The organism is Colwellia sp. BRX10-3 (assembly GCF_014077505.1).
In the GTDB taxonomy this organism is placed as follows: Bacteria; Pseudomonadota; Gammaproteobacteria; order Enterobacterales; family Alteromonadaceae; genus Cognaticolwellia.
This window is the reverse complement of sequence record NZ_JACGWA010000011.1, coordinates 107,438-123,533: the sequence shown is the minus strand read 5'-3', so window position 1 is coordinate 123,533 and position 16,096 is coordinate 107,438. Positions and strand designations below refer to the sequence as shown.

13 protein-coding genes are annotated in these 16,096 nt (G+C 39.1%); 2 read left to right on the top strand and 11 right to left on the bottom strand.

Going from position 1 to position 16,096, the window contains the following annotated elements; translation table 11 throughout:
• Positions 1–98: 98 nt before the first annotated feature.
• The 11 genes from H4J38_RS14450 to H4J38_RS14400 all read right to left on the bottom strand — a co-directional run bounded on the left by H4J38_RS14450 (position 99) and on the right by H4J38_RS14400 (position 14,679).
• Positions 99–1,715, bottom strand: coding sequence for a GMC family oxidoreductase (locus H4J38_RS14450; RefSeq protein WP_182132738.1), 1,617 nt, complete (start codon positions 1,713–1,715; stop codon positions 99–101).
• A gap of 282 nt (positions 1,716–1,997) precedes the next feature.
• Entirely contained in the window at positions 1,998–2,786 is a 789-nt protein-coding gene (locus tag H4J38_RS14445; RefSeq protein ID WP_182132736.1) for a sterol desaturase family protein, read from the bottom strand.
• On the bottom strand, positions 2,787–3,464 hold the full coding sequence (locus tag H4J38_RS14440; RefSeq protein ID WP_182132734.1) for a CDP-alcohol phosphatidyltransferase family protein: 678 nt from the start codon (positions 3,462–3,464) through the stop codon (positions 2,787–2,789). It lies immediately after the preceding gene.
• Positions 3,465–3,476: 12 nt separating this feature from the next.
• On the bottom strand, positions 3,477–4,142 hold the full coding sequence (locus H4J38_RS14435; RefSeq protein ID WP_182132732.1) for an ATP-binding cassette domain-containing protein: 666 nt from the start codon (positions 4,140–4,142) through the stop codon (positions 3,477–3,479).
• Positions 4,139–5,887, bottom strand: coding sequence for an ABC transporter permease (locus tag H4J38_RS14430; protein ID WP_182132730.1), 1,749 nt, complete (start codon positions 5,885–5,887; stop codon positions 4,139–4,141). The genes H4J38_RS14435 and H4J38_RS14430 overlap by 4 nt, the downstream gene beginning before the upstream one ends.
• A 3-nt stretch (positions 5,888–5,890) precedes the next feature.
• On the bottom strand, positions 5,891–7,207 hold the full coding sequence (locus tag H4J38_RS14425) for an ABC transporter substrate-binding protein (RefSeq protein ID WP_182132748.1): 1,317 nt from the start codon (positions 7,205–7,207) through the stop codon (positions 5,891–5,893).
• A 175-nt stretch (positions 7,208–7,382) separates the two neighbouring features.
• On the bottom strand, positions 7,383–8,222 hold the full coding sequence (locus H4J38_RS14420) for a DUF547 domain-containing protein (protein WP_182132728.1): 840 nt from the start codon (positions 8,220–8,222) through the stop codon (positions 7,383–7,385).
• Between the two features lie 5 nt (positions 8,223–8,227).
• Positions 8,228–10,405 carry an FAD-dependent oxidoreductase gene (locus H4J38_RS14415; protein ID WP_182132726.1) on the bottom strand — a complete coding sequence of 726 codons (2,178 nt, stop codon included), beginning with the start codon at positions 10,403–10,405 and terminating at the stop codon, positions 8,228–8,230.
• An 11-nt stretch (positions 10,406–10,416) separates the two neighbouring features.
• Entirely contained in the window at positions 10,417–12,762 is a 2,346-nt protein-coding gene (locus tag H4J38_RS14410) for a TonB-dependent siderophore receptor (protein ID WP_182132724.1), read from the bottom strand.
• 518 nt (positions 12,763–13,280) lie between these two features.
• Positions 13,281–13,478, bottom strand: coding sequence for a hypothetical protein (locus H4J38_RS14405; RefSeq protein WP_182132722.1), 198 nt, complete (start codon positions 13,476–13,478; stop codon positions 13,281–13,283).
• A 148-nt stretch (positions 13,479–13,626) separates the two neighbouring features.
• Positions 13,627–14,679, bottom strand: coding sequence for an OmpA family protein (locus tag H4J38_RS14400; protein ID WP_182132720.1), 1,053 nt, complete (start codon positions 14,677–14,679; stop codon positions 13,627–13,629).
• A gap of 348 nt (positions 14,680–15,027) precedes the next feature.
• Between H4J38_RS14400 and H4J38_RS14395 the strand changes: the two genes are divergently transcribed.
• Together H4J38_RS14395 and H4J38_RS14390 are read left to right on the top strand one after the other, a co-directional pair.
• On the top strand, positions 15,028–15,270 hold the full coding sequence (locus H4J38_RS14395) for a hypothetical protein (RefSeq protein ID WP_182132718.1): 243 nt from the start codon (positions 15,028–15,030) through the stop codon (positions 15,268–15,270).
• Positions 15,270–16,094 (top strand): mechanosensitive ion channel family protein, encoded by an 825-nt coding sequence (locus H4J38_RS14390; protein ID WP_182132716.1) that lies wholly within the window; start codon positions 15,270–15,272, stop codon positions 16,092–16,094. Before H4J38_RS14395 ends, H4J38_RS14390 begins: the two co-directional genes overlap by 1 nt.
• Positions 16,095–16,096 lie beyond the last annotated feature (2 nt).

The window sequence follows — 16,096 nt, the reverse complement described above, 5'->3', positions numbered from 1 at the left end:
AAACCCAAACCCAAACCCAAACCCAAAGAAATAAATTAAAAAAAACATTCTATATAACTATATGGTTCTGTTCTTTAATGCTGATTTTTAGACATGTATTATTGATATTCTCGCTTAATCAAATCAGCACAACGTTCTGCAATCATTATGGTAGGTGCGTTAGTGTTTCCACCAACAAGCGTAGGCATAACTGAGGCATCTACCACTCTTAGACCTTTGATGTTTTTTACTTTTAGCTCTGAATCTACAACAGTCATAACATCACTTGTATCACCCATTTTACAGGTACCTACAGGGTGATAAATAGTTTCGGACTTTTTACGGATAAAGGCCAATATTTCTTCATCACTTTGAGCGTCAGAGCCAGGACCAATTTCCCAAGACTGATACTTTTCAAACGACGGTGCTGCAAGAATTTTTCTCGCACGTCGAACACCGTCAATCATCACTTTTTGATCATCAGGGTGCTCGAGATAGTTTGGATCAATCATGACTGGATCATTTGGTCTATTCGAACGTAATTTGATTTCACCTCGACTCTTTGGATATAGAGCACAAACGTGTACCCCATAGCCATAACCAAAGGCAGTTGAACGCCCATGATTGAGCAAAATTGCGGGTAAAAAATGATACTGGATATCAGGAATGTCCGCAGTACTTTGGGTTTTATCAAAGCCTCCAGCCTCAGCAACATTGCTGGTAAAAACACCTTGGCGATTAAACATATAGTTAAACACCGCTTTGGCATAGCGCGGAATAAGTGCAAGAGAAATAGAATAACTATCACGGCTTTTGCAGCGATGTTGAACTATAGCGTCAAGATGATCTTGTAAGTTTTGTCCGACTCCCGGTAAGTCAGCTTTTGTTTCAATACCGTTTTTAGCTAGATGCTCTTTTGGCCCGATGCCAGACAACATTAAGACCTGTGGCGAGTTAATCGCCCCAGCAGATAATAACACTTCTTTACAAGCAGTAAGTTCAATTGATTGACCATCAAGTTGCAATTTTACGCCGGTAGCCACGCCCTCGTTAATTTGAATTTTCTCAACTAAAGCCTTAGTTAATACGGTTAAATTAGGTCGAGTTAACGCTGGCGTTAAATAGCCTTTAGCGGAAGAGCAACGTTGGCCGTTTTCCTGAGTAACTTGATAAAAACCCAATCCTTCTCGATCTAGGCTATTAAAATCTGAGACTTTAGATAGCCCAATTTCTTCAGCGGCATCAACGAAGGTATTAGAAAGAGGATTAGTATGGCGTAAATCACTGACGCTCAGATAACCATCCGCACCATGCAGTTCACTTTCGCCATGTTGTTGTTTTTCAGACTTTTTGAAATAAGGCAAAACGGTTTGCCAATCCCATCCTTTGGCACCCATATCACTCCATCGGTCATAATCCTCAGGCACACCACGGATGTAACACATAGCATTGAGTGAACTTGAACCTCCTAATACCTTACCTCGTGGCCAAAAGAGCTTACGATTGTTCAATTGAGATTGCGGTTCAGTGTTATATTGCCAGCCTAAATTTGTCAAACGGGAAAGAAAGGCTAAACCAAATGGAATATGAATAAAAGGATTTTTATCTTTACCACCCGCTTCAATTAAACATACGCTAAATTGACTGTTTTCAGTTAAACGCGCTGCTAAAGTTGCACCAGCTGAACCTGCGCCTATTATGATAAAGTCGAACTGTGTCTGAGAAAGTTTTTGCATAAAATAGTTTACTTAATTGAACTGAAAATATTAGGAGTTGTTGCTCTTTAGTATGCCGATGATACAAGAATGTCAGCGGTCACAATTTTAACAACTCTCATCCGATGTCATACCAGTTAGTGTATCAAAAAACCTAACATAGTGTTACTTTCTTGTAAACTTGTATATTCACCCGTGATCTTTGGTTTACTATTTAAAATTCAATAGGTTATGGTTGGTATGTTTCGCGTTAATTACAAAGATAGATTGGAGTGATTTTAATTTAAGCCTCTTTGTAGTTCGTTAATTTTTACCGAAAGGCATTTTCAATAGCGACATAAAGCCTGCACTTTTATTATTTGGAGGATAACTTTTAAGGCCAATATCTAAGTCTTCATCACGCTTTTTAGCCTGTGATTTATAACTGCCAAATAATCTATCCCACCAACTGACGCTAAATCCATAATTACTATTGGTTTCATCGAGCACTTGGCTATGATGAATACGGTGTAATACTTGTGTTATCAGTATGGCGCGCAATGGGTACTCTAACCAACGGGGTAGTCGAATATTTGCATGATTGAACAGGGCAAAACCATTGAGGGCTACTTCAAAAATAATCACTGCAACGGCAGGTACGCCAAGTAAGAGAACCGCTACACCTTTCAGTAAAATGCTTAATACTATTTCAACAGGGTGAAAACGTAAGCCTGTACTGGCATCGATATGGCTGTCGGCATGATGCACCTTGTGAAAGCGCCATAGCATGGGCACTAGATGAAAAAGTCGATGTTGCCAGTAAATCATTAAATCTAATAACAATACACTCAAGGTAATGCCAAGCCAGTTTGGTAAGTTAATGATATTGAACAAACCTATGCCATTTGCTGAACCATATAAGGCAATGCCGGTAACGCCAATGGGCACTAATAGCCTAGCGATGACTGACGATATAATCAAAAGTGAAAAGTTACCTAGCCAACGAACGCGTTTAGTCAACTTACTTCTTCGCGCAGGAAAGCAGCTTTCTAGCACTATCATAGCGAGCAAAACAGCAAAAAATATACTTAATCGTAAACTGGCCTCTGTCATTTAGTTATCCGTTTCTAAAGTATCTTTATCAGCATTTTTCGTTGCAGATATCTGTTGATTTATGGTTTGTGTTTTCAAAGTATGATAACCACCATAGACCCGAGTAACAATCGTTATACCTGCTAATAGAGCAAAGCTATAGGCGAGTTCAGCAAAATATTGCGGCCATAAGCAAAATGCAACGAAGATGGCAATCGTTTCAGTCCCTTCAGTTAAGCCGTTTAAATAATAAAAACTTTTGTAAGCAAATTGTGGTTTATCTAAGTTGAGTTTTTCTGCTGGAATAGCAAAGGCTAAAAAACTCGAACCTGTGCCAATAAACACCGCTAATAATACCGCGGCAGCTAAAGCATTTTGTTCAGGGTTTGCCAACGCAAAACCTAAAGGTATAGCGGCATAAAACAAAAAATCGAGGCAAATATCTAAAAAGCCGCCAGCACTTGTGCTGCTGTTTTGATGCCTTGCTAATGCACCATCTAAACCGTCAAATATGCGATTTAAAATAATAGCTGCTAAGGCAAAATTCCATAAGCTTAAGGCTAAAAAGGGTACAGCTAATAAACCTATGATAAAACCAATAACAGTGAGTTGATCAGGTGTAACTTGGCGCTTATCTAACAAGCTTACCACGGGATGTAATAAAGGTTTTATCACGGGTGTAATATACTTATCTAACATAAGACCTTCTAGTTAATTGTGTTGTTCTGGTGTTGCTGACAAATGAATAACTTTGCCGTTGGCGGCTATAGCGTCTGACTCATCATGAGTCACCATTATAGCGGGTAATTGGTGTTGTTTTATTTGCTCAAACACTAACTGCCGGGTTTCTTGGCGCAATTGGCTGTCTAATTTGCTAAATGCTTCATCTAGTAATATTGCTTTAGGCTGACTTAATAATACCCGTAAAAGCGCAACGCGCGCTTGTTGTCCGCCTGATAAACTGTCGGGATGGCGATTGTCTAGACCGGCTAATCCTACCTCAGCGAGTGCAAAGCTAATTTTTCTCGCGCGTGCTTTTTTATCACCTTTTGGCATAGCAAAAGCAATATTATCGGCGACAGACAAATGTGGAAACAACAAGGCATCTTGATACAATAAGCCGATATGGCGTTGATAACTGGCTGTTTGAGTAATATTTACGCTATTTAAATACACGTTACCTTCGGCCTGAAATCCTTTTGGTAACATACCTGTTAGCCAGTTTAGCAAGGTTGATTTACCACTGCCTGAGGGGCCCATTATAGTTAGTACCTCGCCACCTTTTATTGTTTCATTAAGGGATAATAGCGCTGTTTTTTCACGTAATATGGTTAAGTTTTCTATCTGTAAACTACTTGTCTCAAAAGAGCGGCTCATAGGTTGACCTTGGTATTTTTCTTTTGTCTGTTTTGTAGAGTCGATACCAACCATATCATTGAAAAAGCGATGGCCGGTAATAGCATCTGTATTAGCGCATAAACAGCACTTGTGCGGCGACTTGCGCCATTAGCTAAGCTTACTGCTTCAGTGGTTACGGTATTCAATCGACCACCCCCAACAAGTAAGGTCGGTAAGTATTGGCTAAAACTTATAGCGAGGCCTAAAGCGCTGGCCATCATAATTGGCATAAGTAGTTGCGGTAAACTCACCTGTAAAAATATTTTAAACGGTGATGCACCTAAACTTGCGGCTACTTGTGCATAACGAGGGTCAAGTCGTCGATAACTGCTCGCTAAAGATAAAAACACGTACGGTAAAACAAACAGTAAATGCGCCAAGGCAACATTCATAAAGATTGCTTTACTATGTAACGCTTCTTGCAACCATACTAAGCCGAATAAAAAGGCAATACTGGGGATCATCAAGGGTAAATAAATAATCAAACTACTGTAATTTGACAGTAGTGCACCGTTTTGTTTTTCAAACTCTAAGGTTAGCAAGGTTAAAATAATCGCAATACTGGTTGCTACTAAACCAATAGAGAGGGAATTAATAATGGGTGTTTGCACTTGAAGTAAAGCCGATTGCCAATGCACTAGCACCCATTGTTCTGGTAGGGCTAACGGAAACTGCCAGTAGCCTGCAAACGACCAAAACACCATACCAAGTAATGCTAACGTGATAAAGCTGATCAGCAATACGGTAAAAAAATTGATGATTTTAGCCCAAAAGGCATCACCATATGTGCGCTTACCGTTGCTGAGACTTTTGCAGGTTATGGCAAGCGTTATCTTTTCTAATAACCACCAAGTGATCAGTACTGACATCGTTATCAGCAGTTGTAATAATGCCCCGGCCGATGCTTTTATTCGTAAACTTAAATCAACATCATGAAACCAATTCATAATGGCTACGGCTAATGTTGGCGGGGCATTAGGGCCCAGTATTAATGGCATTTCTACACTGGCACTGGCGTAGGCGAGTATGGCTAATATCGGCAAGCGCATTAACGGGTAAATGTTTGGCAACACGGCTTTGAAAAATGCGGTCATTGGGTAATAACCTAAGCTAAGCGCGAGACGATATTGTGCACGTAACTTAATATTGAGTGCAGGTTGAGCAATAGCGCTTAGTGTCATGAGTAATAAAAACGGCAGTTCTTTTAGCGTTAAACCCATAATAATGCTTATACCGTATGGGTCGTGGGGCAGTAGCCAATCAATTGGGTTTTGCCATCCCGTTAACCAAGGGGAAAGTAATCGGGCGAACATACCTGATGGTGTAATTAAAAATGCGATAGCTATTGCTGCTGCTGCATGTGGAATGACTAAAATAGGCCCTAGCAAACGCTGAATACGCGGTAACCAAGGGCTATCAAAATAAGTTGCTAATAATAAAAGGGTGATAATAAAAGCTAATAAACCACTGACTATACTGGTGAAAAAGCTCAAGCCTATCATCTGAGCTATGCCAGGTGTTTGTATTAATTGCTGAAACCCGTGTACATTAAACTGGGTTTTGTCTAATGCTGGCAACCAACCAAATGCGGGTAAAATAACGCCAAACAAGCCACCAAGTACAGGCAAAATTAATATCGCCATTAACACTTTGGGGCTAATTTTAACTATCGCGTTAAAAAGCCTATCGCTCAATGGTGTCTTAGTGACTAATGAATTACTCATGGATTATTGCGCCCCATAACGTTTTAGCCATTCACGGTTGATGAGTTTCGACCAGCTAGGATGAGGCTCACTTAATGCTATTATTTTGCTGTTAATGGGTAATGCGCTTGGGTGTGGTTGATTGGTACTAAACAATAATTGTTGCTGCACAGGTAATTTCGATACATCGATAACGGTGCTGTCACCCCAAATTTCAGCTTGTTGTTTTTTAGCTTGGGCTTCAACACTAAGCATAAAATTGGCAACAACTTTTGCCGAGTCACTATTCGCCGCATTATAGGGAATAGCGACAAAATGAATATTACTTAAGCTGCCATCTTTCATAACAAAGCTGCGGGTATTTTCGGGTAAATTGTATCGCGCAACCGAGGCCGGTATTTGCGCCGCTGAGAAGGTAAAACCGAGGTTTATTTCGCCGTCACCCACCAGTCTTTGTAATGCGGTGCCACTGGCAACAAAATATTGCCCTTGATGCCATAAATGCGGATGAAGTTTATCTAAATAAGCCCATAAAGTCGGTAACAAAGCTGCTTGGCTTTGTGGTGTTGGGGCTTGATATAAACCTGATTTTACCTGCTCTTTTTGCTGTTGATTCAATGCGATCAGTGCATATTTAAGAAAACTTAGCGATAAAAAATCAGGCGGCTTTGGGTAAGTAAAACGACCGGGATTTTGCTCAGCCCAAGTTAGCAGCTGATTTATGTTTTTGGGCGCTTTGCTAATACTATCTTGATATGAATTTTGTGCATAATTAAGATCATGGGTATTGGGTGAGGGCGTATAATAAAAGCTCAGTGATGCTTGTCCCCAAGGTGCTTCCATACCTTGTGTCGGCAGACCAAAATCACGAGTCATTGCCTCATTCTCACTAGGATTAGTTAATGAAAAATTAGGTAGTTGTGCGACCCAGCCTCGTGCTAATAGCTGATACTGGGCCATTGATGCGAAATTTTCGCCATTGATCCAGACTAAATCAACTTGCCCTTGCTGATGGTTGTTTGCTGACTTTTCTGCTAACACACGGCTAACGGCTTCACTGGTGTCGGTTAATTTTACATGGTGTAAGTCAATGTTATGTGAATTTTTTACCCGCTTAGCTAGCCATTGAATATAGATATTAATTTGCGGATCACCGCCCCAAGCGTGAAAGTAAACAGAGTGGTTTTTTCCTAATGTTTCTATAGTATTCCAGATAGTTTCTACAGGTGCTTTTTTTGCTACTAATGAAGTTGTTACTGAAATTGAATCTTGTTCGAAGATTTGTGCTGAAATAGGGGCGGTGTAACTTAATGCTGTTGGCGAAAAAATTACTGCTAGCATTAATATTAGTTGCCTTAAAATCACCCCAAATGCTTTGAAATTTGAAGTGATAGTGAATTGTGTTCTTAAGCCATTTTGTTGTTTATGCGATAAAAAAATAGCGGCTTTATTGAGGGAATGATTAGCAAAAACAGTCGAAAAACGACTTTTTTTGTCACTCAATAAGCGCGATAATTTACCTAGCGGCATTTAGCGCCCAATCATAGTTTAAGAATGTGGTGTCCATATCCTCAGACTTTAATAATACTTGTTGTGCAGGCGTTAAATTCAAGGCTTCCTGATATAGCAATATAAACGAGGGTAAAGAATTACTGCCCTGAAAACCTAAGGCAAAGTCGACACCATACCACTTAAAAATAGCGGAAAGTTCCATGCTACGTTCGCCAAAACGATTACGTGTATTATCGGTTAAAAAGCGTACGGTTTGCTCGTTCAATTGCTGCTCTAGTTTATCTGCACTGTAGGCTTCTTCACGCAAAGCGGGACAGCCAATACTGGCACAATTAACCGCAAAATGAATACGCGGATCGCCATATTTATTATCGCCACGAATTAACTCGTGTTCAATATTGTCTAAGCTGCGCGTGTCACCTAATAAAGGAATGAACTTCTTACTCCAAGGGGAGCTAAAAAAGCTACCAAGATCTTTGATCGACTCCAAATTAGGATATGCGGTTAAAATAAATTCAACGGTCCAAGCATTATAGGCGTTGATTAAAAAAGCTAATTGCTTAGGCGCTGGCCATTGCGCAAAGGTTTGTTTATCAATTTTACCCAGCGATGTTAAATAAGCTTTTAACTTCGCTCGGTCTGTTTTCATGCCAGCATAATTTACTTGGCTTGAATGAGCATTATTAACCGGCGTAACATGTTTGATTAATAATGCTTGCCATGGTTGATGCAATGCCTCTTGCGCCACACTAACCGCGCTAAAAATAGTGCTTAACAGCAGCAATACTGCCAATTTTATTGACTTAGAACGTGCTAATAATAAGTTATGTTTTAATTTAACCATAGATATTAACCTCGTCTCCAAGTGTGGAATTTTTCTAACCAGCTTAAAACGGTTTCTGGAGCATGATTACGCTTCCATTCACCTGCCGCATATTTATTACCTTCGGCCCACGTTGGATAACTGTGAATAGTGCCTAAAATTTTGTTTAGCCCTAAGCCATGCTTCATCGCTAATACAAACTCAGCGATTAAATCACCTGCATGTTCAGAAACAATGGTGACGCCAAGTATTTTATCTTTACCTTTTGGCGTTATCACCTTGATAAAACCGTTTGCTGCACTGTCAGTAATGGCTCGGTCTAACTCTTCAAAATCAAAACGAGTAATTTCATAGTCAATGCCTTGTTCAATCGCCTCTTGTTCATTAATGCCGACACGTGCCACTTCTGGATCAATAAAAGTTGCCCATGGAATAACGCGGTAATCGACTTTAAACTTCTTAAACGAACCAAATAAGGCATTAACAGCAGCATACCACCCTTGATGAGCGGCAACGTGAGTGAATTGGTATGGACCGACAATATCACCCGCGGCAAAAATATTCGGGTATAAGGTTTCAAGGTATTCATTGGTTTGAATGGTTCGGTTAGTTTCGATACCTAACTCTTCAAGACCATAGCCTTTCAAGCGAGCAGAGCGGCCAACAGCACACAACAACTGGTCGTATTCAATGGCAATTTCTTCTTCTTGATCACTACTTTGTTCGTGTTTAAGATTTTTAGCAATGATGAATTTTTTACCATCACGTTGTTCACAACGCAAAGCTTGGTGTGACGTTAAAATATTAACACCACTTTTTTGTAAAGACTGACTGGCAAATTCAGAGACTTCCAAGTCTTCTCTGATCATAATACGTTCAGCCATTTCAATTTGTATGACTTGTGAACCTAAACGCGCGAAACTCTGTGCAAGCTCAGACCCAATAGGTCCACCACCTAATACCACTAATTTTTTCGGCGCGCTATCGAGCTTGGCAAATTCTGTCCATAAAGTGTCACTAGTAACATAACCACTATCTTCAATACCTGGTAACGGCGGTACAAATGGACGAGCACCGGTTGCAATAACAATGCTACGTGCCGTTAGTGTTTGCATGGTGCCATCGTTGAGTTTAATTTCTACAGTCCACGGATTTATTAACTTTCCGTAACCTTTTATTACTTCAACACCTAAGTCGGTGTAACGTTCAACACTGTCGTGTGGAGCAATATCGGCAATAACTTGATGAACACGTGCCATGACTTTCTTAAAAGAAAACTGTGGTGTAGCGTTCTCTAAACCATAGTTTTCACCATGTTTAATTTGATCGACTATTTTTGCACTTTTTATGATCGCTTTACTGGGTACACATCCGTAATTTAAACAGTCGCCGCCCATTTCACCGGCTTCAATTAAAGTGACTTTCGCTTTTACCGCTGCAGCAATATAACTCGTCACCAAACCACCAGCACCAGCGCCGATAACCAATAAGTTACGGTCAAAGCTTTTTGGCTTATGCCATTTTTTATAAACTTTAAGTTGCTTTATCTTGTTAACAACAGCCTTACCAATTAAGGGTAAAAGACCTAATAATACAAAAGAAAAAATCAGCTTCGGAGATAATATACCTGACAAGCTTTCTATATCAGCCAACTGTGTGCCGGCGTTAACATAAACTACAGTGCCAGCAAGCATACCTATTTGGCTTACCCAATAAAATGTCCAAGCTTTTATGCCGGTAACACCCATTAATAAGTTAACTAAAAAGAACGGAAAAACAGGCACTAAGCGCAAAGTAAATAGATAAAACGCACCTTCTCTTTGTACACCTTCATCAATAGCTTTTAAGCGTTCAGGAAATTTCTTTTTAATGCTTTCTCGTAATAAATAGCGTGATACTAAAAAGGCTAATAGTGCGCCAATACTTGAAGCGAATGAAACAATGACAAAGCCTTCAATCAAGCCAAATAAAGCACCTGCAGCCAAGGTTAAGATGGCCGCGCCAGGTAACGAAAGGGCAGCAACTAAAACGTAAAGGGCAAAAAACCCACCAATAACCAATATTGACGATTGTTCGCGCCACTCGCCAAATTGATCCATTGAGCCTTTTAGGCCTTCTAGCGTAAGCAATTGGTTTAAATCGTAATGAAAAAACAATGCCACCAGCGAGACGGCGATAACTACTAATAATATCTTTTTCAACATGAAATCTGTCCTTAAAAACTGTGCGTTAACGTAAGCTTGGCATTGATAGGTAGCTCAGGAAAAACTAATGTTGAGCCAAAATATCCTCCTTCAAACACGGGGCGCCAATTTTTTTGATTAGTGACATTATTAATATCGAAACGCACTTTAGTGTTTTCAGCAATGGTATAACTGGTGTTAAGACCCAAGGTGTATTGATCGCGTATGTTTACCGTGGCCAAAAAGTCTAGTGGGTAACTGGAGGTATATAAAGCAGCAAATCCTGCTTGCCAATATTCGTTGAGATAAATGCCGCCATTAACACTTAATGACTGCTCTGGAATACCCTGAACACGTCGAGTAGATGGAGAAAATGCAGTAAAATTTGGCGCGCCTACACTGGTACCTTGAATAATGTCAGGGCGAGAGTTATCAAAGGCATCGGCTATTTGTGATGAGCTTTGAAAACTGGCTGATTTGTCATAACGAGCGTCTAGATAACTATAGCTGATGTTAAACCAGTAAGGTGCGGCGTCATAAAAAACTTGCAATTCAACACCTTTGGTTTTTATACCAGAATTACTGCCATCGCGATTACGTAAACTTCGGCGTTGATTGAATATCGAGCCATCAAGATACCAAGCGCTATTATCAGGGATGTATTTAATGCCGACTTCATTTAAGGTGTTTTCAGTGGCAAAGTTCTGTTCACTGATCAAATTGTCACCGCCTAATGAATTACCACCGGCCATACTATTTGAAGTTGCTTCGTTGTAGCTAGTTGCAGCATAAATAGTTAAGTCAGTGTCAAGTTTATAGTTAATACTGGCTTGTCCTGAATGTAATATTTCATTAATGCTATCTCGCGCTGCTATTTGCCCTGCAGGCGCAATTGGATCTCGTGCTTCTACGTCATAAAAATCTATACGGTAACCAAAGTTTGTTCGTAAACGATCGCTCCATTCGCTGTCTTGTTGAATCGCAAAGCCGGTTTGCCAGCTGGTAGAGTCGGTGGTATCAGATAATGAAAAATCGCCTACATTATCATTGTTGATATCATATTGGCCGCCGGGTGAAACAAATACACCAGGGCTAAGTTCTACAAGTCTAGCCTGTTGTGCAGCGGTAAGTGGGATGCGTCGACTTCCAATTGGCCCTGTTAAATCAATAGGGTCGTCAGCTTCGGTGGTAAATTGGCTATATCCGCGTACTTTATTATATCGAACATCAAAGGCGAAAATGGTTTGTTGTTGGCTATTCCAATCATGACTTATTTCTAGGCGGTTTTGCGCAGTGTCAGCAGCATCTATAATTTCAACAAAACTGTTTTGAGCAATTTCATCACGAGTTAAATGTTGATAGTAAGTGCTGTTTTTTAATCGTGTTTGTCCACTTAATTCGCGCGTGTATATGCTGTGAAGTAAAAATGTTTCGGCTTCGTTTGCATTATCAGGGTCTGTTAATACTGTACTGCGGCTGATTTGCACCTGTCCAGTAGGTGATATGATGGCACCAGCACCGGGTATAAGGCTACCATTAGGCTGTACGCCTTGGCCCGTTATATATAAACTATGATCGATTAGTGCTTGCGTAGGTCGGTTGATACCGGCATTGTCAGTAAATTCAACTTGGTAAAATTCAAAGTTTATATCCCAAGTGCTTTTCTCATCTGGTAGGAGCCTAAATGCGGCATAAAGGCTGTCACTTTCAAAACTTGAGTGATCGTAAAAGCTGCCATTATCAATATGCTCAGCGCTGATTCTAAAGCCACTTTCACCGTTGACAATTGGGGCCGATATATCCAGTTCTGCACTGTATTGGTCCCAACGACCGGCAGTAAACTTTACTTTAGCTGCACTTTCTTGCGTTGAAGCACGCTTAGATTGTAAATTAACAAAACCGCCATTACGTTGGCTACTGCCAAACAATACTGGCGGAGCACCTTTTATTACGTCAAGCTGATCTACAGCGTTAAAAGAAAGCGGCACACCAAAGCCGTTATTACCGGCTTGTCGGCGCATACCGTCTTGAAAAAGTTCGCCTAATTGACCCCGTAAAGTAGGTAAGCTCGGTGCACCAAAGCCTGTTGCAGAATAACTGCTAGGTGTTACAGCTAGAATATCTTGCAAGTCAGTTATATTTAGTTGCTCCATCATAGCGCTAGTAATGGGCGTCATTGAACGTGCAATGTCAGCTAAGCCTAGATCATCGCCAAATGGGCCACTTATTTTGGTGTTTTTAGGAGAAAATCCATGATTTATTATACGTTGTCCAGATACTTCAATAACTTCAAAATCTGTTTTATTTGCTTCTTGAGCACTCGCTATTTGAGCTTGAAACATAAAGTGAATGCTAAGGGCGATTAAACTGTATTTCATGTGTGAATACCTAATTTTTTAGTTATACAAGTTGTTAGAAACTAACTTATCAAAAATGCTATGCGAGACTAGACCTATGTCAAATGAAATAAATTTCAGATTTTTGTATTATTTTGTATTTTAAATCATTTTTAACTACTTTGATTAAACTTTAAGGTTGATAAAACAAAGATAAAATAAATCTAATGAGGGCTTCAATTAAGCTATTGTAATTGAGAACAACGTAGGCTTGGCTCCTTTAACCTATAAAAATTAGCAGTAATTTTAAGTAATGTTTTAGGTGAAAATTTTATAACACCTTTTTGCCCCATTAAAAACTAAGGTTGAAAATGTAGGATCTTTATTAAGTAAAATGGTGATAAAACATTGAAATTATTACTTAGGCTAATTAAATACTTTTATTAGCTAAAGCATTAAGTGTAGTTTATTGGACTAATTTGTTGGTATTTCAAGCGTATTAGAATTTTGTAACATGTATTAATATAGAGAGTTTAACCGAATAAAAGCTTAACTATAGGTTAATAATTATTGTTTTGAGCAGACTTTAGAAACGGTGAACCTGGCAAAATAGGAGATACCTCGTTAACAACTGGTTTAGCGGAAGGTTTGTTTTGGAGTTCGTGCTTTATCTCTTGTTGCTTACGTAACGGATAAGAGGATGCTTGAGCATTCGTATTAATGTTTTTGTTAATAAAGTCTAGAGTAGACTTATTCATTTTTCTCATTATATTCCCTTGATGTTAGAAAGTACTAACAAGCTAAATGATCTTTTAATGCCGTGCTTAGGTGGATGTCTGCATTTGGCCGTAAATTATAGAACGACGTTATAAAATAACGTCGTTCTCAGTCATAAACTAATAGTAACTACTTAGTTACTATTTTTTTCGCACTTGTGGCTATTTTTGCTACAACACGACGATTTAATTGATTAGCCGCACGGGTATTATCTGTTGATAATAACTGAGACTCACCATAGCCTTTTGAAGTCAGTCGACCGGCTTCAATGTTGAACTTATTAATCAGAATGCTTTTCACCGCGTCTGCACGTTTTTGCGAAAGCATTAAGTTATAGTTATCATCACCTGGAGCTGAACTATGGCCTTCAATCTCAACTGAAGTAAGAGTATATTCTTTCATAAAATCAGCTAAGCGTCTGATATCATCAACTAATGCGGGTTGAATAATAGAGCTGTTATTTGCAAAGGCAATATTGAGTTTAATTTCAACGGCATGCTCTGAATATAATGTACAACCTTTAGAGTCTACTTTAACTGTTGCTGGGGTATTCGCACAGCGGTCAATGCTATCAGCAACACCATCGTTGTCACTGTCTGATACTTTAGCTACAGTTTCTGCCGCAACAGTTTGAACTACAGCTTTAGGTTTCATTATTACAGGGGCTTGCTCAACATCACCAAAAGCATATTTAAGACCTAATTTTACACTTTGGTCGATAAAACCGTAGTCAACGTCTTTGTAAATAGCGGCTTCAGTATAAAAAGATAAACGGTCGCTAACTTGAAAGTTATAACCTGCACCAATATTTACTGCGTTGTAGCTTTTTACGTTATTAAAACGTTTTACACCAGCAAATAGATATAAATCGCTATCTTCTAATTTGTATACAGCGTCAATACCAGCGCGGCTACCGTAATCTTTATCGCTACCGTTACCCACGTCATAACGAGTTTTTGCAAGCTCGATGCGCACATCCCAGTAGTCATTAATAATTTTTTGTAAATCGATACCGATAGACTTGCCAGCTTCCATTTGGGCCCAATCAGTTTTTGTTTCTTTGCTGGCGCTCGACTTAATATAGTCGCCAAACACACCAAGTTCCCATGTTTTATCGATAGTTTCAGCAGCTAGTGGTGAACTGATAAGTGCTGCTAATAGAGAAATTTTAAATGCTTTCATTGGTAATTCCTTGTTTAGGTCTAAATAATTTTTATTCATTTCTGACTTGTATAACGAGTGGAGCTGGAGAAAGTCACAAATTAATTTTTTTAATTTAAGCTTTTAATTATGTTTTTAACGATTATGTTAAATAAAGCGACACTGAATACGTTGGTAGTTACGATAAAGATCAAATAAAAATAGATATATCTCAATTAATTACTGACAAATATTCTCAGAACTAGCGTAGAATTCGCCACAATGCCGATACAGCTGAGTTTTTATCACTAAAAAAATAAAATTATTGTGACTTTCTACATAAAAAACCGTTGTTATTAAGAGCAGGAAAGTTATAGCTAGGGGAAAAAGATGAACAACATAGAACAAGGACTGGCAGAGGGGCTTGGGCTTGAGCGTGAAGATGAAGTTGCTTTTGTTACGTCAGATGAAGAATTATTTAAACGCGCTGTTAGTACGGTCAATGTGCAGCAGGGCAGTAAAGATTTAATCACGCTAGGTATGGCCTCTATTTGGGTAGTATTTGCTAGCATATTTATGAATTTATTAAAGCCAACAATTAAAAATATGGCTAAGCAAAGTAGGAACAAATAATGGAAACCGAAAATATTACTGATAAAACATATAACGGGCTTATCACTGTTTGGCATAAAGTGGTTACCTTTATGCCTGATTTAATTGTTGCGTTGTTGTTTCTACTTGCTGGTTGGGTTATTTCAAATCTAATTAAGCGCCTACTTAATAAATCATTAATAAAAATAGGCTTTAATACCTTTCTAGATAAACTGGGTTTAGAAACTTTGCTGAAAAAAATGGACTTGAAAATTCAAGGTAGCCAAGTAGTCGCTAACATTATTTCGGTGTTTATCTTTTTAATATTTTTATTAGCAGCTTTAGATATTGTTGGCCTTGACATGTTGTCAGGCTTGATTGACACACTTGTACTTTTCTTTCCTAAGTTACTTGCTGCTTTAGCGGTATTAATTTGTGGTTTTTTTGTCGCACAAATTGTATATAACGCTGTAAAAATTGCATCAAAAAATACTGGGGTCGATTATGGCCGTTCTGTGGCAGAGGTTTGTCGTGGCATTATTATCATTATTACGGTGTCACTTTCTATCACTCAGCTTGATATTGACGTATGGCTGCTCAATAGTATTATTTCGGTGATTATTGCCAGTGTTGGACTTGCAGCAGCTATTTCTTTAGGTATAGGCACCAAATCGATGGCACAAGAAATTGTGGCGGGCGTTTATCTCAGAGAAATGTATCAAACCGGTGACAACATTGAAGTTCAAGAAGTTAAAGGTGCTCTTGTATCTATCGGTAGTGTTGCCAGTAAAGTAATAGGTGAAAATGAAGCGATAATTACTGTACCTAATACTTTTTTGTTAGCGAATAAAGTCACTAAGCAGTAGGC